This window comes from Bifidobacterium sp. LH_743, from assembly GCF_056355775.1.
In genome coordinates this window covers 1-18,945 of record NZ_JBKESZ010000009.1, presented here as the reverse complement: position 1 = coordinate 18,945, position 18,945 = coordinate 1, and the positions used below count along the sequence as shown (strand labels likewise).

14 protein-coding genes are annotated in these 18,945 nt (G+C 51.1%); 13 read left to right on the top strand and 1 reads right to left on the bottom strand.

Annotated features, from left to right (window positions below):
* Positions 1-24: 24 nt before the first annotated feature.
* A complete protein-coding gene (locus AC1ATL_RS09200; RefSeq protein WP_476570006.1) occupies positions 25-1,257 on the bottom strand; it encodes a GGDEF domain-containing protein in 1,233 nt (410 codons plus the stop codon).
* A gap of 332 nt (positions 1,258-1,589) precedes the next feature.
* On the opposite strand from AC1ATL_RS09200, the gene AC1ATL_RS09195 reads away from it, so the two are divergent.
* From AC1ATL_RS09195 to AC1ATL_RS09135, 13 genes are all read left to right on the top strand, one after another.
* Positions 1,590-3,149 carry an MDR family MFS transporter gene (locus AC1ATL_RS09195; RefSeq protein ID WP_476570005.1) on the top strand — a complete coding sequence of 520 codons (1,560 nt, stop codon included), beginning with the start codon at positions 1,590-1,592 and terminating at the stop codon, positions 3,147-3,149.
* Positions 3,150-3,459: 310 nt separating this feature from the next.
* Positions 3,460-4,695 carry a Fic family protein gene (locus AC1ATL_RS09190; RefSeq protein WP_476570004.1) on the top strand — a complete coding sequence of 412 codons (1,236 nt, stop codon included), beginning with the start codon at positions 3,460-3,462 and terminating at the stop codon, positions 4,693-4,695.
* Positions 4,696-4,820: 125 nt separating this feature from the next.
* A complete protein-coding gene (locus tag AC1ATL_RS09185) occupies positions 4,821-5,993 on the top strand; it encodes an endonuclease/exonuclease/phosphatase family protein (RefSeq protein ID WP_476570003.1) in 1,173 nt (390 codons plus the stop codon).
* 137 nt (positions 5,994-6,130) lie between these two features.
* Positions 6,131-8,104, top strand: coding sequence for a DUF4012 domain-containing protein (locus AC1ATL_RS09180; protein WP_476570002.1), 1,974 nt, complete (start codon positions 6,131-6,133; stop codon positions 8,102-8,104).
* 115 nt (positions 8,105-8,219) lie between these two features.
* Entirely contained in the window at positions 8,220-9,752 is a 1,533-nt protein-coding gene (locus AC1ATL_RS09175) for a sugar transferase (RefSeq protein WP_476570001.1), read from the top strand.
* A gap of 99 nt (positions 9,753-9,851) precedes the next feature.
* Positions 9,852-11,006 (top strand): glycosyltransferase family 1 protein, encoded by a 1,155-nt coding sequence (locus tag AC1ATL_RS09170; protein WP_476570000.1) that lies wholly within the window; start codon positions 9,852-9,854, stop codon positions 11,004-11,006.
* A gap of 12 nt (positions 11,007-11,018) precedes the next feature.
* Positions 11,019-12,293, top strand: coding sequence for a glycosyltransferase family 4 protein (locus tag AC1ATL_RS09165; RefSeq protein WP_476569999.1), 1,275 nt, complete (start codon positions 11,019-11,021; stop codon positions 12,291-12,293).
* Positions 12,294-12,313: 20 nt separating this feature from the next.
* On the top strand, positions 12,314-13,342 hold the full coding sequence (locus AC1ATL_RS09160; protein ID WP_476569998.1) for a nitroreductase family protein: 1,029 nt from the start codon (positions 12,314-12,316) through the stop codon (positions 13,340-13,342).
* Positions 13,343-13,447: 105 nt separating this feature from the next.
* Positions 13,448-14,707: an oligosaccharide flippase family protein gene (locus AC1ATL_RS09155; protein ID WP_476569997.1), complete on the top strand. Its 1,260-nt coding sequence runs from the start codon at positions 13,448-13,450 to the stop codon at positions 14,705-14,707.
* Positions 14,704-15,801, top strand: a complete 1,098-nt coding sequence (locus tag AC1ATL_RS09150; protein WP_476569996.1) for a polysaccharide pyruvyl transferase family protein — start codon at positions 14,704-14,706, stop codon at positions 15,799-15,801. The genes AC1ATL_RS09155 and AC1ATL_RS09150 overlap by 4 nt, the downstream gene beginning before the upstream one ends.
* A gap of 23 nt (positions 15,802-15,824) precedes the next feature.
* On the top strand, positions 15,825-17,015 hold the full coding sequence (locus AC1ATL_RS09145) for an O-antigen ligase family protein (protein ID WP_476569995.1): 1,191 nt from the start codon (positions 15,825-15,827) through the stop codon (positions 17,013-17,015).
* A 915-nt stretch (positions 17,016-17,930) separates the two neighbouring features.
* Positions 17,931-18,227, top strand: coding sequence for a hypothetical protein (locus AC1ATL_RS09140; protein ID WP_476569994.1), 297 nt, complete (start codon positions 17,931-17,933; stop codon positions 18,225-18,227).
* Positions 18,228-18,668: 441 nt separating this feature from the next.
* On the top strand, positions 18,669-18,945 hold a 277-nt coding region (locus AC1ATL_RS09135), incomplete at its 3' end, for a transposase (RefSeq protein WP_476569993.1).

Below are 18,945 nucleotides of genomic sequence, written 5' to 3'. Positions count from 1 at the left end.
CATAGGACCTACCAAGGCATAGACCTACTGCGCCAACTCCATCCGGCTCCCGTCCGAATCGTAGACCACGTACGCGTGCTTGCCGTTGCGCTTCGCCTCATACAACGCCTTGTCGGCCGTGGCCACGATGTGCTCCGGACTCCGGTATCCGCCGGCGGCCACACGGCATATGCCGACGCTGCAATGCACGTCCTGCCCGCGTTGGACGGACGTCTCACGCATCCGCCTGGCGAACAGTCCCAAAGTGGTCCGAATCACGCTGGTGTTGCTCGTGCCCTTGATGAGCGCCACGAATTCGTCGCCGCCGAATCGGCAGATCACATCGTCTGGCCGGTAGATGTTCCGCAACGTGTCGGCTACCTGACGAATCCAGAAATCGCCGTCGGAATGCCCGTACGTGTCGTTCACGTGCTTGAAGTCGTCGATGTCCACGAACATGAGCATGGCCTCATCGTCGGCGTCCATCGAATTGAGATGCTCATTGATCCGCTGCAGGCCGGACGACTTGTTCCACAGTCCGGTCATCGTGTCGTGTTCGGCGGCGAAGCTGGCTTTCTGGTAGGCGATTTCCTGCTGCTGGAATTTTCGCGCCATCTCAAGGTTGTCGACGACGAACATGACTTGCGTGGAGATCACGACGGAGATGCTTTGTAGCGAGAAGCCGTACAGGAACGTCTGCAGGACCGTGGTGATGATGGGCAGCACGAAGTACGCGATCAGCGCGTAGTAGATGCTTTTCGACACCCGGCTGCGGTATTGGTACAGCATGGAGAAGCTGATGGCCATGCCGATGAACGCCAGCACCTGCGTGAAGATGTAGTACGTGCCGCGATGGTAGACGTTGTCGGCGTCGAAATAGTAGTACATGTCGTTGAATTGCGAGACAACCATCAGCGCGATTGACACGGCGGAGGTGGCGAAGGTCGCGTATAGTCCCCATGGCGCCTTTTCGCCGTTTTTGCGCACGATCTGCCAGACGTACAGCGTGAAGATGCTCAGATACAGATAGTTGATGCAGTATACGGCCATATCGCCGGCGCGCACCGCGTTCTCCGCGAACCAGCCCGGACGGCCGTCGAAATACCAGCCGGTCATGTCGGCGGCCAGCAGCAGCACGCAAAGCGCCTGCATGATGATCTGCTGCGATTTGCGGGTGGCCATTCGTCGGGAGCCCACTATGAGGCCGATCGTCGCGATCGCGCAGAAGATGATGCCCCACAGCTCCATGCAGATGTGGAACATTTTCAGCATGGACATATGGTCCTCCCTGATACCCCCGGCTATTTCGTACGTTCGCTGTTATAACACATCTTGTTGTCGTTTGCCTATTAAGGGGGAGTATGTGGCGGATTTTCCCCTTCGAGAACGTTGCGGACATCCGCTGGCGCTGAGACCACCCATGGGCATAGACTGCTATCGTCATTCGTTCCGATGGGTACATTCCCGATGGTTGCATGAAGGTTCGCATAAGGGTGATACGGGAACGATATGCGATGCGAAAACGGTGCGGAACGACGCGAGGCATCGCGGGAATGATGGAAGCGATAAACGGTAACGAGGAACGCGCGAGGAAGAGGTAAGGAAGATATATGAGTGGTGAGGAACGGCGTAAGGGACTGTCCGAGGCATTGACCCGGGACGAGTCGTACAAGGACGGCCATTTGACGCATGCGGCGTTCGTTTCGATTGCGATTCTGACGTTCATCACCTTCGTCGGCAACTTCACGCAGTTGCAGCTGAGTTCGGCCCTGCCGACCATCGTCAGCGACTTCGGCATCTCCGTCACCACCGGCCAGTGGCTCACTTCGATCTTCCAGCTGGTCATGGGCGTTATGGTGCCGCTCACCGCCTACCTGACCCGCCGATTCTCCACCCGCCAGATCGTGATCGCGTCGATGGCGGTGTTCACGCTCGGCTCGGTGTTCGCCTGGCTCGGCTCATCGTTCGTACTGGTTTTGATCGGTCGTCTGCTGGAGGCCGTGGGCACCGGTGTGATGTGGCCGGTTCTGCAGATCACGGTATTTTCCATTTATCCTCTGTCCCGCCGCGGTATGGCGATGGGCACCGTCGGTATGGCCATGAGCGTCGCGCCCGCGATTGGCCCCACTTTGGGTGGTGTGCAAACCGATTTGAACGGCTGGCGATCGATTTTCCTCACGCTGACGGTTATCGGCGTGATTTCACTGTTTTTGGCGATTTTCGGCTTGCGTAATTTCGGCACGCGCGACGCGTCCGCCAAAGCCGACTTCTTCTCCGTCGGCCTGTCGATTTTCGGCTTCGGCGGACTCATGTTCGGCTTCACGAACATCGAATCGTATCCGTTCACGCATCCGATGGTGTGGCTCGCCATGCTTATCGGTGTGGTCGGCATCGTCTGGTTTGTGCTGCGGCAGATTCACGGCGCTCGCCGGCAGGCGGCCGACCCGTCCAAGCAACCTCCGCTGCTCAACCTGAGCGTGCTGAAAAACAAGAGCTTCACCGTCGGCACCGTCACCGCCGCGCTGTCGTTCTTCGCGTTCAGTTCGATCATGGTGATCATGCCGCTGTACATTCAGGATTGCCGCGGCTATTCCGCCACGATCAGCGGTCTGGTGATGTTGCCCGGCGCGTTCGGCCAGTGCATCGCGCAGTTCTTCGGAGGCAAGGCGCTTGACCGTTTCGGCGCGCGTCCGGTGGCGCTGATCGGCTCGATCACCCTGCTGTTCGGCACGATTATGATGAGCATGATTTCCATGACCTCGTGGATCTGGTGGGTGTCGATTTGGCAGTTCGTCCGTCAGATCGGCATGGGATTCGTGCTGATGCCGATCACCACATGGTCGCTCAACTGCCTTGAGCCCGAAGAGGTGAGTGCCGGCTCGGCCGTCACGAACACGGTCCGTCAGATTGCCGGCGCGATCGGTGCCCCCGTGTTGGTGATTCTGATGGAGACGTTCACGTCCCTGCGTTGGGCCGCGATCGGCGGTGCGAAGAAGATGTACGCCGCGGCGAACGTGTTCGGCATCCAGTGGGCGCTGCGCGTGAGCGCCGCGATCTGCTTCGTGATGGTGCTTATGGTCTTCTTCGGCGTGCGCGGCAACGGCGCCGGCTCCACCCGCGACACCGTCCAGCGCGCCCTTGGCCGCATGCACGCCCACACCGCGGCCTGAGTCTGTCCGATTGATGCGGCTTGGCTGCTGTGGTCGACGTCGGCTGCAGCAGCCGGCGTCGCGACTGACGTCGTAACCTGACATCAATCGCTATCCCATGCCTGCGCTATGCCCACGCTCACGCCATTCCGCAGCCATAGTCGCACCAATCACTTATTCCTATACCTACATTTTTGACATTTTGTAGGTATAGATATACTATGTGGTCATTTCTATACCTACGTTTTTAGCTTTTCGCAGGTATGTCAACGCCGGATAAAACGGTTCATACTTACGTTTTTGCGAGAATGACGATTCAGGGATGGTGATTATGGAATACAAGAGCATACGGCAGACGCTGGCGATGTCATCATCCACACTCAAACCACAGGATGTTGCCGAAAAGGAGTATGAGAACAGGCTGAACGGCTATTCGACATATCGGTCGGGGATCGTATTCGATGGTCATGAGATGTTCGCCGTGGCGTTCAGGGAACTGCTTAACGCCATGGATTCCGTGCGTGGCTTGGAAGTACGGGTCGAGGCATTGTGGAACACGTTGCCGCCAATCGCCCGCAAGGCGTATCTGATGGAACTTATCGGCGCGGAAATGCAAAACACGAACACGATAGAAAACGTGCATACCACACGCGAGGAGATCGCAGACGCGTTGGATTCCGCGGTGGCCGATGGCCCGCATAAGCGGTTGAGTGAGCTCGCCAAACTGTTCCTCGGCCTTTCCGGCGAGGGAACCGCGCACCTTGACCTGCCCCAGACGCTGAACGATATACGCAGCATCTACAATCAGGTGATGGACGGCGAATTGAAGGATGCCGACAAACCCGACGGCATACTGTTCAGAGCCAGAACCGTTTCGGTCTATGACGGTGCAGACAGGCTGATCCATAAGGGCGCATGGCCGGAATCGGAGATTCAGGTGCAGCTGACCAAATGGCTGGCACTGCTTTCCAATGAGACCATTCCGCCGTTGCTGCGGGCCGCGATGTGCCATTACGCGTTCGAATGCATACACCCGTTCTACGACGGCAACGGCAGAACAGGCCGGTTCCTGCTTGCCCTGCAATTAAGTAAATGCCTGTCCGTACCGACGGCGGTCAGCCTGAGCTCGGCCATCGCCGAAGCGAAAGGGCAGTATTACAAGGCCTTCGATGACGTGCAGCATCCGCTGAATTGCTCCGATGTTTCTCTCTTCTGCTATCGGATGATCCGTTTCATCGCCACAGCCCAGGAAAACATCATCTCCGTGTTAAGCGAGAAGAAGACCATGCTTGATGCTGCGAAAGACAATCTCGAACGGTACGCCGATGCGCATGACGTTCCCGGACTGCAACGGGACATGCTGTTCTTCCTGCTTCAGGAGGAGCTGTTCGACGAGACTTCGAATTCCATATCACGGCGATTGATGCGCGAATGGCTTGGTGTGGGGGAGCGGAAGGTGAGCACCGCTCTCGATGCATTGATGAATCTGGGATTGCTGGAAGCGCATGGAAAACGGCCGATTCGGTATTCGCTGAGCGATGCTGCGCGTGACGAATTCTTGCGGTGACTCCGGTTTGCCGTCCGTACGGGGAAAGACGGCATCACGTAAAGGCACTGTGAACCTCGCGGACCGTTTACAACGAATCCATATCGCGTTGCGTATGGTGAACGGGAACGTAATGAAAGGCAAGCATGCGGCAAACCGGCAAAGGCGAAAGCAACAGTGAACGCGGCAGCGAAAACGAAGCCGAATGCGAGATCGAGGATCTGGGCGCGCGACTCGACGCTGCCAACACAGCTCGCAACCGCAACAGCCTCGACCAAGCCCAACGCAGCATGTCCCGGCGCAACACCATCCTGCACATCCTGACCATCGCACTCTGGCTGGCCACCGCCGTCATCCTGCTGGCCATGTTGCTCCGCATGCTCCCCAACAGCCTCGACGGCAAACGCTACATTCCGATCATCGTCGCACTGATGCCATGGCTGGGTTTTCTGTCCGCGGTTATCGCGATCGTCGCACTCGCCGTCCGACAGATCGGAGGACGTGCAGCGCTCGCCATCATCGGCGTGGTGTGCGTGGTCGTGCAGGTCGGCTGGCATTGGGGGTATATCGAACCGCGACAGACGATTTCCGAGAACGCCAGCCAAGCCGTCGCGCAGACGGAAACCGATGGTTTGCCTGACACGTCCGACAAATACGCACGCATCATGACCCTTAACACCAAACAGGGTGCGGCCGACGCCGGCAAAATCGTCGAAACCGTGAAGGCTGAGCATGTCGAAGTACTCGCCCTGCAGGAAGTGTCATGGAGTCTGCTCGACCGGCTCGCCAACGCCGGAATCGCCAACTATCTGCCGTATTCCGTGACCGCGCAGCAAACGTGGCACGACAATGGTGGTGTGAACGTGCTGTACAGCGCGGCGCCGATGGAAGACGTCAAGCAGAACCTGATTCCCGTGGAGTCGAGCAGTGTTCCGGCGGCGACCATCGATTTCGCCGGCACGAAAGTACGGTTCGGCTCGGTCCACCCCTTCTCGCCACGTCCCAGCAACCAAGGCCTGTGGAATCGTAGCCTCGATTCACTCGCCCAGTTGCAGCATTACGACAGCCTGTACGTGCTGATGGGCGATTTCAATTCCACATGGGATCATGTCAGCTTCCGGTATCTTCTTGGCAGCCGCTTCCTGGACTCCGGCGAACAGGCCGGCGAGGGTTTGCACATGACGTACCCGGCCATGCTGCCGGTGGCCGAGATTGACCATATCGTGCATGACAAGGGCGTGGTCGTGGGCGACCTCGAAACGAAGCACATCCCCGGTTCCGACCACCGCGCGCTCCTCGCCACCCTCGAAGTCGCCTGATCCGCTTCTTGTTGACGGCCTTCGCCGAGTGTCCTCGTCGAATTCTTGGGGGAGTACGAGTTCATCGGCTCCAGCAATTACACTGGAAACCCGGAGCGATACGTGAAACAACGTTGTGATGGGGAGAGTAACGAAATATGTCCGAACACGATGGCGATGAAACATGGCAGGAGCCAGCGAACCAGGCCGAACACCAGATTGGAAAGGCTCAAAACCAGGCGGAATACCAGCCCGAGCATCAAACCGAAGCGCACGCCGATGCCAATGCCTACGCCAACGCCGACATCAATGAAGATGCCCCAGACAGCGCCGACTCCGAACCGCACTCCCGCCGCGTCCGCCGCCGCATGAGCGCCGAACACATCCGTCGCATCAAACGCAAACGCCGCAACCGCCGCATCCTGATCGCCGTGGTCGCCGTGCTGCTGGCGCTCGCCGCCTTTGCCGTCGCGTTCGTATGGTCGGTCATGAGCGCCAGGAGCGAACTGCAGCAGGCCGTGGCAAGCGCGAAGGGTCTGCAGAGCACCATCACCCAGGCCGACAGCCGACAGCTTGACACGAAGGTTAACGAATTCTCCGGCCATGTGGACAAGGCGTACAAGCAGACGTCGTCCTTCCTATGGACGGTCGCATCGCATGTTCCGTATGTGGGGGATGATGTTTCCGCGGTCCGTACCACGGTCGCCTCGTTGGAGGATATTTCCTCGCAGGCGTTGCCGCAATTGGCGAAGGTCTCCAAGAACGTCAATCTGAGCAATATCCACGTGGAGAATGGCACGGTCTCCCTTCCTGGTTTGGAGGATTCCCAGGAGCCGCTGAGCGTTGCCGACAAGGTGATCGACAACAGCACCCGTGAGATCAAGGCGGCGAAACGGCCACACATTCACAAGGTCGCCGATGCGCTCGACTCGGCCCAGACCTACTGTGTAAAGCTCAACAGCACCGTGCATACGCTGAACACCGTAGCCCAGCTGCTGCCCGGCATGCTCGGCACGGACAGCCATGCCAATGACGCTCCGCGCAACTATCTGATTCTGGCGCAGACCAATGCGGAGGCCCGTCCGTCCGGCGGCCTGACCGGGTCGCTTGGCGTGGTCACCGTGCAGGGCGGCCATTTGAGCATGCAACCGTTTGTCTCGGACGCGGATATTCCTAAGGCTGACGAGCCGGTGGTGGAGCTCACCGCCGAGGAACGGATGCTGTTCACCAACAAGCTGGGCACGGATATCCGCGATGTGAACTTCACTCCCGATTTCCCGCGTACCGGCGAGATCGTGCGTGCCATGTGGGCCAAGCAGTATGGCGTACAGGTGGATGGCGTGCTTGCCATCGACCCGCTGTTCCTGCAGAACATGCTTGCCGTCACCGGCGGCGTGACCATGCCCGACGGCTCCGTATTGGACGGTACGAATACCGCGCAGACGTTGTTGAACACCGTGTACGCGAAGATGACTCCGGCGGAGACGGACAAGTATTTCGCTGATGCCGCGCAGGCCGCGTTCGACCATATCACGCAGAATTCCGGCGATCCGAAAGCCTATATCAATGCGTTGTCCCAATCCGTGAAGCAGGGGCATCTGCTGTTGTGGAGCGCGCACGAGGACGAGCAGGATCTGATCGCCGAATCCGACATTTCCGGCCGCTTGATTACCGAAGGCGCCAAGCCGCAGGTGGGCGTGTACATCTCCGACGAGACGCAGTCGAAGATGGATTGGTATCTGCATCGCGAGGTGACCACCGAATTCCAGAAGGTGGCGGCGAACGGTGCCAACCAGTACACGGTGCATATCAAGATGAAGAATCTGTTGAAGCCGGAGGAGGTTGCGTCGACTTCGGCGTATGTGACTGGCGGTACGGATGGGACTGAGCCCGGTGACATCCGAACCACCCTGTTCCTATATGCTCCAGCAAACGGCCGTTTGGTGGATTGGAAGTTCCAGAACTCAGACGACTACAACGGCGTGACCGTCCATAACGGCCTGACATTGGCCGTTGGCAAGGTGACGTTGAAACCTGGGGAAGAGTATGACATCACCCTGCATGTGCAGTCCGCTCCGACCGTCAAGGAGGCATTGGCCGTTCGTCAGACCCCGCTCATCGAGGGTAGGTAAATTTAAGGTAAACCATTTACCGCAAGCGTAGACTTTGTATATGAGTTCAAGTACCCTAGTCTATTGCCCCTGAAACAGCGGTGGGGGGGGGGGTAGAGCTTGGAGAGAAAGAAGAATGACCCAAAGCGGCAGTACAAAAACGAATTTGAGCGAAACCTCTAGGAAACGAGTGCTGAGTGTCGCCTATTGGCGTTTTTTCGTTAACGCGCTGTTGATATTGTGCGACATGGCTTCGTTCGTGATTGCCTCGGCAATCGTGTACACCCTGCAGGGTGGGGGGACCCTGTATTCGTCCCGTTTCCACTTCCACATGGGTTTGTGGCTGTATACGCTCATTGGTGCGCTGATTTGGATTTTCTGCTTGCATAATGTGGGCGTTTATCACCGCCATGTGATGGGTGATGGTTACCAGCTCAATGTGCTCCTGTTCAAGGGTGCGATTTTTGCCGGCCTGTTGGTTTGCGCGCTTGACTCCATCCTCAATGTGTACGTTCCTCTTTTGACCACTGGCTTGATGCTGTTATGTGCGTTCCTGATTACGATGCTGGAACGTCTGATTATCCGCCAGTTTGTGTTGTTCAGCCGTGAGAGGGGTTCATACTCGTATGGCACTGTGGTGGTCGGCTCGGCTGAAGGCATTGAGCATGCCTTGGAGTTCCTGAGCCAGAAGCGCCAGCTGAACTATCATGCCATTGCGGTGTGCCCGATTGATTTGAACGAGCAGACCGGCCTTGTGGAAGCTGCTACTGTACCGGCCGATTTCAAAGAGAGGGTCCGTGAGATTAGCGGTCGGGATATTGCCACGTTGCCGTATTGCGCGGACTTTGCCGAACGTGCTGCTTCGATGGGCGTTCAGACGGTGATGGTTACGGATGTGATGCAGCGCTTCTCTGACAATTTCAACACGTTCGTGTTGGATATGGAAGCCATGAATCTGGAGATTGCGGTGGTCACTTCCGCTGTGGATGTGAGCGGCCATGAGACGAACATTCGTGAGTTGCAAGGCACCACAGTGATGACGATCAGCCTGCCGCAGTATTCGCCGTGGGCCATGTTCAAGAAACGTGTGTTCGATATTGTGGTTTCGTTGATTGCCATTGTGCTGTCGTCTCCATTTATGATTGTCACGGCCATTGCCATCAAGCTTGAAGATAAGGGACCGGTGTTCTACAGGCAGGAACGTATTGGTCTGCGTGGCAAGCCGTTCAAGATTCACAAGTTCCGTTCGATGTACGTGAACGCGGATGCCAAACTTGCTGAAGTGGCCGCCGCGAACGGACAAGAAATGGGCGCACGCGTGAAGATTAAGAATGATCCGCGTATCACTAAGGTCGGCCATTTCATCCGTAAGACCAGTATTGATGAGTTGCCGCAGTTCTTCGACTCTTTGATCGGAACGATGAGTGTGGTCGGGCCCCGCCCGCAGCGTCAGTTCGAAGTGGACGAATACAACCAGGTGTACGCCACCCGTTTGCTGGTGAAGCCTGGCATTACTGGCCCATGGCAGGTTTCTGGACGTAACGATTTGAGCGAGGAGGAGAGCCAGCAGCTCGATGTTTCCTATGTGCAGAACTGGTCGGTGATGGGAGACATCGTGTACATTCTTCGCACTATTGGAACGGTGCTGCATCCGAATGGTGCGTACTGAGTTAAGGTGTGATGTATTCGATTTTCGGAATACGGCTAGGGGTAATTGCACATATTCAACATCAAGGGATGATGGAAAGCGGAAGGGGTAGTGTTCGTGATGAGTGATTCTGACGGGCATTCGTATGGTGTGGATACCAGCAATGGTGGTCAGCAGAAGCCGATTCGTGTGGCACAAGTCGTCGGCAAAATGAACGGTGGCGGTGTGGAAGCCGTAGTGATGAACTACTACCGCCACATTGATCGCAGCAAAGTACAGTTTGACTTCCTTGTTGATGAGGATTCCACGCGTGTTCCCGAAGAGGAAATCACCGCTTTGGGAGGCCGTGTATTCCGTATACCGCCGTACCAGCATCCGATTCGCTACCGCCGTGAGCTCATTCGCCTGATGCGTGAACAGCAGTGGCCGATTGTGCACAGCAACATCAACACGTTGAGTGTGTTCCCATTGTCAGCAGCGGAGAAGGTTGGTGTGCCTGTTCGCATCGCACATTCTCACTCAACTATGGGCAAAGGTGAGTTTGCGAAGAACGTAATGAAGCTCGCGTTGCGCCCGTTCGCAAATGTATACCCGACAGTACGATTCGCGTGTAGTCATTACGCAGGGGAGTGGTTGTTTGGCAAGAATGCGGATTTTACAGTAATCCCCAATGGTATTGAATTGGATAAATTCCGGTTTGATTCTGTGATTCGTCAAGAAGCTCGCAAAGAACTTGGGATTGCAGAAGATACATTCCTAATTGGTCACGTCGGGCGTTTTATGCCGCAGAAGAATCAAGCTTTTCTAGTGGATGTGCTTGCGGATGTACTTCCCGGCAAGCCCAATGCAATGATTGCCTTTGTGGGTGATGGACCAGATATGCCTGCTGTACAGCAGCATGCTGAAGAGCTCGGTATTGTCGATCATATATTGTTCCTTGGGCAACGTTCTGATGTGAATCGTTTGTACCAGGCTTTTGATGTATTTTGTCTTCCTAGTCTTTATGAGGGCTTGGGCATGGTCGCAGTGGAGGCTCAGGTAGCTAACCTTCCTTGTTTGCTGAGTGATGCTGTTCCGCTAGAGGCAGATGTCACAGGTAAATCCATTTTCTTACCTATTGCTGGTGCGAAGCTTTGGAGCGAGGCGCTCTCTCATTCAGAGTCTTCAAGTCGTTCTCGGATGATGGATGATATCGCTGGAGACTACGATATTCAAAAATGCGCCAAGCAGCTGATGCAAAGATATGAATCGCTTGTTGGTATTGAAAAGGAATAGGAGCGAGAGCCTATGAGTTCCCATGTCGCTGTTGTCACTTCTGGCTATTTGCCTGTTCCCAATGTTCTCGGCGGCGCTGTTGAAGCGTTGGACATGATGATGGTTCGGGAGAATGAGAAGACACCGAATTTCGAGTTCACAGTTTTCTCTTCCTGGGCACCTGGTGTTGACGAGATCGTTCGTGATGGTGCTTTTCAACATACTGATTTTCGCTTTATCAAAACGCCAATGCTAGTAAAGGCTGCCGATCGGTGCATTTACTGGGCCGCGAAATATATTCTTCGTAAACAGAAGCTCATGAGCTACCGATATATCGCGCAACGTTTGTGGTACATCCGCAAGGTGTCCAAAGCGCTGAGTAAAGACGATGCGAGCGGCAGGGTTCCATTCGATAAGGTCATGATCGAAAATCATGCCACATTGTTCATGACCATGCAGAAGTACGGCAACGCTGAACGCTATGTGGACAAGGTGTACTACCATCTGCATAATGAAGTGACCAATGACTTCGGATGCAAGCACGAGATTGCCGGAGTCAAGAAGGTACTTGGCGTTTCCAATTACATTGTGGGAACGCTTGACAAGTTCCTTCGCGAGCATGGTGAAGGTGGGCTTAAGCCTGAGCAGAAGGCCGTATGGCGCAATGGCGTTGACGCCAGTCGTTTCGGATCTGATGAGGCCAAGCACAAGGCCAAAGCTTTCCGTGCGAAATATGGCATCAGCGATGATGATATTGTTTTTCTGTTCTCTGGTCGCCTTACTCCGGAAAAAGGTGCTGAAGAATTGCTGGAGGCTTTTACTCAGGTCGCAGCGCAAGTTCCCAATGCGAAGCTGGTCGTTGCTGGCGCATTCTTCTTCAACTCGAACATCAAGAGTTCTTTCGAGCAGAAGCTCCATGATCTTGCCTCCCAGCCGCAGGTTAAGGAGAGAATCATATTCACCGGTTTCGTGGATTACAACGATATGCCCGCTTTGTATGAGATGGCCGACATATGTGTGCTGCCCAGCATCTGGGATGACCCTGCACCGCTGGCAGTGATTGAAAGCCTGGTTTCAGGCAAACCATTGATTACCACCAGGTCTGGTGGTATCCCCGAGTATGCGAATGATGATTGCGCCATTATTCTTGAACGTGATAGTCAACTAGTTGAGCATCTTGCCCAGGCTATGGTGGAGCTTGCTAGTAATCCAACAAAGCGGGATGCCATGAGCCTGAGTAGCACTAGTATGCGGTCACAGATGAATTCGCAAACATATATAAATCAATTATCAGAATTACTGGTATGATTAGGAGAATAAGAGGAAAAATGTCGATTAAGCAGTCAATTAAGAATACTGTGCCGGAACCTCTTTGGAATGAATTACGAGGGATTAAAGAACAAATATCGGGAGGAAAAGCAAGGCGTGTACAATCAAGGCGTTTTATGCGCTGGGTTTCTCGCAACTCGTCCACCGATAAGATTCGTATTGAAACTCGTCTTGCTTTTGGCATACATCGTTTGGAAAAAGGGCTCAGCCATATCCAATTTAGAGATGGTTTTGGCAGGGGAGTACTAGCCGATATTTCCAGACGTATGTCTTTGCTGGAAAAGGCTGATTCTGAATATCAATATAATCCTCTTTATTTGCAAGGACTGGCTGTACTACACGAGTATCAGCGGCGACATGAGGCTGACGGCTACGATCTGTCTTCCGTAAAAGATATGTTTCCTGAACATATTTGGAATGCTGCATGTAAGTATCAATTAGAAGATCATGTTGTTAAAGCTGGATCTTTCACTATGAATTCATCGTCGAAAAGCGATAATCTAAATAAGGGATTCGTAGAGTTAGCGGAACATAGATATTCTGTACGTGAATATTCCTCGGAGCCGGTTTCGCAGAAACTGCTTGACGAGGTATATGCAGTTGCGATGAAGACACCGTCAGTATGTAATCGTCAAGCTACGCGTGTGTATCAGATTACTGACTCCGAAAAAATTGAACAGGCCTTAAAAATCCAAGGCGGATTTGGTGGCTATGCCATGCCTCCAGTGTTATTATTAGTCACTTCTGACATTCGTGCTTTTATGAACAGCGATGAACGAAATGAACCGTTTGTTGATGGTGGATTGTTCTCTATGTCTTTACTATACGCATTGGAAGCATACGGCTTAGCGGCATGTCCTCTGAATGCAATGTTCAGTTTGTCCCAAGACCGAGCTACACGTAAACTCTTAAATATTCCAGACTATGAATTACCAATAATGTATATTACAGTGGGTGATTTTCCTGATTCTGTGCCAGTGTGTCGTTCTACACGCCGTACACCAGAAAGCATTGTTACGCGAATTTAGGTAAGAACGAGTAGGTAGTTTTATTAATTAAAATGTTTTAGGGGCTGAGTTTTTGCTGGGCTTACACGGAAATATTTTTATACAGAGATAGGAACTTGTAATAGTATGAGCTCTGCCATTGCTAAGAATGCAGTATTTCTCTATGGACTTACTTTCTCGAATTATTTTGTGGGATTGTTGCTTTTCCCATATTTATCGAGGGTTTTATCCGTAGAGGGCTTTGGCCTTATTGGTTTCTCCACTTCGTTATGCCTTGTTTTTCAGATGATTGTGGAGTATGGATTCCAGATCTCCACCACTGCCACGGTATCGGTCAATCGCGATAATAAAGAACGTGTATCTAGCATCATTTCTTCGATGACCTACGCTAAGATTCTTCTTTCTGCGATTGCTTGTGCGAGTTTTTCCATTTGCGCTTTATTAATGAGTTCAGTGCGTGATCATTTATTGGTCGTATCGATTTTCCTTGCGGATTCGATTGTGAAAGCGCTGCTTCCTGACGCTTATTTCCGCGGTATCGAACGAATGAAAGATATTACAATCCGCGCGTTAACAGCAAAATCAGGCATTCTTATCATTACTTTGCTCTTGGTGAGAAGCGACAAGACACTTATTCTTTATCCGCTTTCTATGCTGTTGTGTGATACGCTAGCGTTGCTTTGGGCTTTCTCTTTGATTAAAAGAGATGGCATTCACGCAACTAAGATTGATATGCATGAAATTCTTTCCATAATGAAAGAAAGTTTCTGGTTCTTTATATCGCGTATATCGGTAAGCATCAATGGTTCACTTGGGTCAATTTTCTTAGGTACAAAATTCTCCCCTAATTCTGTTGAAATGGGCCTATACTCGGGCGCTACACGCATCTCAACAGCTGGTGAACAAATGATTCCGCCTGTTGGAGATGCACTATATCCAGCCATTATGAGGCGTAGGGACTACCGACTATTCCGCCGCATTTTAATGTTTGGTGGCCTTGTATGGGCAGCTGTATGCGCCTTTGTCGCAATTTTCGCGACCCCTCTGTGTGTATTTATTTTAGGCTCGCAATACCAGCAAGCAGGCCTGTACTTACGTATTCTGATGATTGGCGTATTTGTAGGCTATTTCAGTTACATGTTCGGATATCCTGCTCTTTCCCCCATAGGAAAAGCTTTCTGGGCCAACTTGGCCATCATGGTTGCCGCAGCGATTAATCTGACGGTATGCACTATTTTGTGGGTGACAAATAATGTAACGCCACTTACAGTATGTTGTGTCTTCGCCAGTACGAATATCTGGACATTTATCATACGATACACAGCTTTTAGATACTTCAAAAAACTTACTGTCACTGACGATAACAACATTGAGGAGACACGATGACTCAGGCTATTACTTCCTACACAATTACTTGCAGCCGTCCCGCCAACTACGGTGCTGTACTGCAAACCTATGGTCTTAACACTGCGTTACGCAACATGGGAATTGATGCCCGTGTGCTTGATTACAATCCTGACTATTACTGGAAATCGAGTCAGCCGCTGCCCATTCGCCTTATTCGCAATATTGTTCGAACCCCTGATCTATCAAAGGGGCGTAAGGTATTCGGGCGTTTCCTCGAACGGTACATTCCGATGAGTTCCAAAATGTACAAGAACTTTGATGACATTAAGGCCGATGTTCCTGCAGCAGATGTGTATATCTGCGGTAGCGACCAGATTTGGAACTGCAAGAACAAGGAGAACGGTAAGGATGATGCCTTCTTCTTGAGCTTTGCTCCACAAGGTGCCAAGAAAGTTGCTTATGCGGCAAGTATTGCCATGCCTGAGATTCCGGAAGATCAGAAAGCTCGGTATAAGCGTCTCATTTCTGATTTTGACGCCGTTTCAGTGCGCGAGCCTTCTTCTATTCCGATGCTTGAATCGCTTGGAATTCGGCATGTCAAGTCGGTTGTGGATCCGGTTTTTTTGCTTGAACAGAAAGACTGGAACGTGATTGCCGATGACAGTGATTTTGTTCCAAAAGAAGACTATGTGCTTGTCTACGGGTATAACCGCCAGAAGAATGTTTATGAATACGCCAGGAAGTTGGCTAATAAGCTGGGAGTGAAGGTATACACCATCGGCACGGCGATAGAAGATTACACGCTTGATCAGGACAAATATTTCTGGAATGCTACTCCTAATACTTTCGTAAACCTCATCCGTAATGCGAAAGCTGTGGTGACCAATTCCTTCCATGGTACGGTTTTTTCAATTGTCTACAATAAGCCGTTCCACTTCTTTACTGTCAAGCAGACTACAAATTCACGCATGCTTGATTTACTGGATTCTTTGGGACTTGCAAATAGACACGTTATGGACGATCAGCTTCTTGAGAACAGCATTGATTATGCACAGACCAATGAGCGGCTTGAAAAGCTTCGGGAAAAGTCTCTCACTTTTCTGCGAGATGCTGTGATTCCTACCGCAAAGTGATATGACAGGTATAGATACACAGTATGGATGCATTATTTACTTTTATTACAATGGCCTTCCCTAAAGCGGGAATACAAATTGCAGGATTACCTCTTACACTAAATTTGCTTCTGACAGTGTATGTTGTGCTTAGACATCCCAATCAAACGTTGCTGCTGATTCAGAGGCATAAAAATTTCTTTTTTTTATATATGGTACTGTTCTTTTTTGGGACGATGTCTATTTTGTTGGATTTGGTTCAGGGGGCGAAGCCTTTCTTTCTTGCACAAATGGTAATTGTTCTGATATCACCATTAGTGGGAGTTTCTATAACTAGAATCTCTTCGGATAATCTCCTGAAGATTGTTATTTTTGCAATGATAATTGCAAATTTTTACGGTATTATACAGTATGCTATTGGAATTGATCATGTAGCTATTCCTGGAGTAACATACACATACGGTCAAAATATATTTGAAAAGCCGATTGGTTGGAACGCGGAAAATGGTACTGCAGAGAAGATAATATCAACATATCAGAATGGCAATTCATTTGGCCTTTTTGTTGTGCTTGGTATTTGTTTTTTGCTATCGCATAAACTCAAAAATCATATCTGGGAATATGCACGACTATTTGCTCTGTTTCTAGGGTTTGTCGGTTTTTTGCTTTGTGGTTCCCGATCGATTCAGATTCCATTCATACTTTTCCTTGTTGTTTTGTTGAGTTCATTTATTAAGCAGCTTTCTCCACGCCGGCGAAGTATCACCTTATTTATTGGGGGTATAGGATGCGCTGCAGGTGTGGGTTTCCTCTTGTGTCAGAAAACCATTCTTGCTCAATTCTCAGATAGGCTTATTACGCAAACGCTTGCTTCCTCCACTGGGAATGGGCGGACAACTCAATGGGCTCATGATGTCGATGTGATTAGTGGAATGAAGCCCCTTGCGCTTTGCAGACAGATGCTTTTAGGACAAAATCCGCATACTGATATCGGTGGGGAAGGACTTCCGAAATTTTTCTGCATTTTTGGTCTTATTTCGACGTGTGCTTTCTTTGGCGGTCTTGTGGCTATCGTACATGCGTGTTGGAAACGAGTTGACGGACGTATTATGTCGATAGGTATTTTATGTGTTCTAATTGCGTTTTGCGTAGATCAGTCTTTTCTATACCCTCCGAATGTAATGAACATAGCACTTTTTGCTGTTGCAACGTTATATCGTAGACAAAATAGATAGTTGTTCCACGAATTTTCGGAGTTCGTCATGTAATTTCCCTATCGAAAAGTACCTCATGAAGGATTGTATGATCTTGGTCCGATTGGCTATCTAAAAGTTAGTCTAATTGATGTGATGCCCTGTTGTCTTAGTGCGTTTCTGACTGATAGGTAAGAAATGCAGCGGAACATGCTGCATCGCGTCAAGGGGCTTTAATTAAAAGTCTGGTTTTAAAGAGTGGAGAAGAAGAGACATGGACAAAAAAAGAAATTCAAGTATTGAACTAGTGCGCATTATCGCTATGTCCTTCATTCTTTTCTATCATTTTGTTACCCAGAATGGAAGGTATTCTTTCTAGGGATTTTTTCCTTCAGTAAAGCGGCACATGTTTTATTGTTAGGTAGTTACGGCAGAGTTGGCGAGTAATTTTCTTTTCAATTTCTGTATGGTCTTTATGTGATAAAAAACGAGTGTGTTGCAATCACTGCGAAAGGTTTGGATTCTTGAGAGAACTTTTGTTTTGGGGTTTTGTTACTTCTAACAAGCCTGTTGATTGATGGATCCCAAGTTACCTATGGCACTATTGCGCGAACGCTGCTTCCTTTGCTTACGGGACAATGGTGGTATGTATCGGCTTATGCTGTTTTCCTCTTAATGGTTCCCTTTTGAATGAAGGGCTTAAATCACTTGGCCGGTATCTGCATGGTGAGCTATGTATCGTTTCGATTGGAGTTTTCGGAATTTCCGGAATGACTCCGTTCCTTCCTGTTGCTCAGATACCGAGAACCAGTGTTTTTGATTTTATTTATGGTTTATGCTTTGATTACTTATTATCAAGTGGTATTCTAAGCCTTTTTCGTCCAAAAAAATTGGGCTCTTATCATTGGAGGATGGTCAATTATTGCTTGTTTTTGGCTATTGGTACAGGTTGGGGAAATGAAAAACAGCTATGCGTTTAAGCTTGAACGATATTTGATAGCGGATTGGTCATTGCCTGTAATTGCACTAGGTCTTGGTATCTTTCTCCTCTTTAGCCAATGGAACTGGTATAACTATTATGTAAATATGGTAGCTAAAGCTACGCTTGATGTATATTTAATTCATCAGTATTGGCCATTAGCTGATATTATATTTGGGCGTTGGGTAAATATGGCTCCTATATTTGATGAACACTATTCTTTATTGTCTCTTTTGCTCTTATATTTATTCTATATTTTGCTTGTACGATTTTAGATTTATTGCGAGGAAAAATATTCGACTGTCTTTTCCCCCATCCCGGTTTGCTCTTTAATCGACTAAGGGCATTTGCAGAATCGAAGTTCGTTCATTAAGCAGTGACGTGGAACAATGTTTGGTTAATATTCAAATAATTAGGATTTCGTTTTGTCTCGGCTGGACAATCAGCATTTCGCTATCATCGATGTGAGTAGGGGTCTTGACAGAGGAGGGCAAGACCTCTGTATTGTTTATTACCAAAAGTGTGATTACGATTATGCCTTAAATGAGATGCTTCGTTTGAGGTGGTGACGTTTTCTTGGACTCCCCGACCGGGAGGAAACCCCCTTATGGCAAGGTACAGCAGGGAGCAGCGTGACAGGGCCGTGGACCTGTACATCAAATACGAACGCTGCGCCGCCGACGTGATACACGATCGGCTATCCCAGCAAGGGCGCGTTGCTGTCGTGGTACGCGGACCGGCTCGAGGAGGAGCGCACCGGCGTCCCCTCCAGGCGCGGGGAACGCTACAGGCGCTACAGCGACGAGCAGAAGCGGGCCGCGGTGGACCATTACCTCGAATACGGCAGACGGCTCAGCCGCACCATGCGGATGCTCGGCTATCCGAAAAGCAAGGAGCTGCTCATGGCGTGGATCGACGAGCTCGCGCCCGGCCAACGCAAGCTGAGGCACGGGCCGGTGCCCGAGGAACTGAAGCGGAAGGCGGTGGTCGCGG

What these genes read in the sequence shown, in the direction of transcription:
- AC1ATL_RS09200 (WP_476570006.1), bottom strand. Translation starts at nt 1,257, where the DNA reads ATGTCCATGCTGAAAATGTTCCACATCTGCATGGAGCTGTGGGGCATC.
- AC1ATL_RS09195 (WP_476570005.1), top strand. Translation starts at nt 1,590, where the DNA reads ATGAGTGGTGAGGAACGGCGTAAGGGACTGTCCGAGGCATTGACCCGG.
- AC1ATL_RS09190 (WP_476570004.1), top strand. Translation starts at nt 3,460, where the DNA reads ATGGAATACAAGAGCATACGGCAGACGCTGGCGATGTCATCATCCACA.
- AC1ATL_RS09185 (WP_476570003.1), top strand. Translation starts at nt 4,821, where the DNA reads ATGCGGCAAACCGGCAAAGGCGAAAGCAACAGTGAACGCGGCAGCGAA.
- AC1ATL_RS09180 (WP_476570002.1), top strand. Translation starts at nt 6,131, where the DNA reads ATGTCCGAACACGATGGCGATGAAACATGGCAGGAGCCAGCGAACCAG.
- AC1ATL_RS09175 (WP_476570001.1), top strand. Translation starts at nt 8,220, where the DNA reads ATGACCCAAAGCGGCAGTACAAAAACGAATTTGAGCGAAACCTCTAGG.
- AC1ATL_RS09170 (WP_476570000.1), top strand. Translation starts at nt 9,852, where the DNA reads ATGAGTGATTCTGACGGGCATTCGTATGGTGTGGATACCAGCAATGGT.
- AC1ATL_RS09165 (WP_476569999.1), top strand. Translation starts at nt 11,019, where the DNA reads ATGAGTTCCCATGTCGCTGTTGTCACTTCTGGCTATTTGCCTGTTCCC.
- AC1ATL_RS09160 (WP_476569998.1), top strand. Translation starts at nt 12,314, where the DNA reads ATGTCGATTAAGCAGTCAATTAAGAATACTGTGCCGGAACCTCTTTGG.
- AC1ATL_RS09155 (WP_476569997.1), top strand. Translation starts at nt 13,448, where the DNA reads ATGAGCTCTGCCATTGCTAAGAATGCAGTATTTCTCTATGGACTTACT.
- AC1ATL_RS09150 (WP_476569996.1), top strand. Translation starts at nt 14,704, where the DNA reads ATGACTCAGGCTATTACTTCCTACACAATTACTTGCAGCCGTCCCGCC.
- AC1ATL_RS09145 (WP_476569995.1), top strand. Translation starts at nt 15,825, where the DNA reads ATGGATGCATTATTTACTTTTATTACAATGGCCTTCCCTAAAGCGGGA.
- AC1ATL_RS09140 (WP_476569994.1), top strand. Translation starts at nt 17,931, where the DNA reads ATGAAAAACAGCTATGCGTTTAAGCTTGAACGATATTTGATAGCGGAT.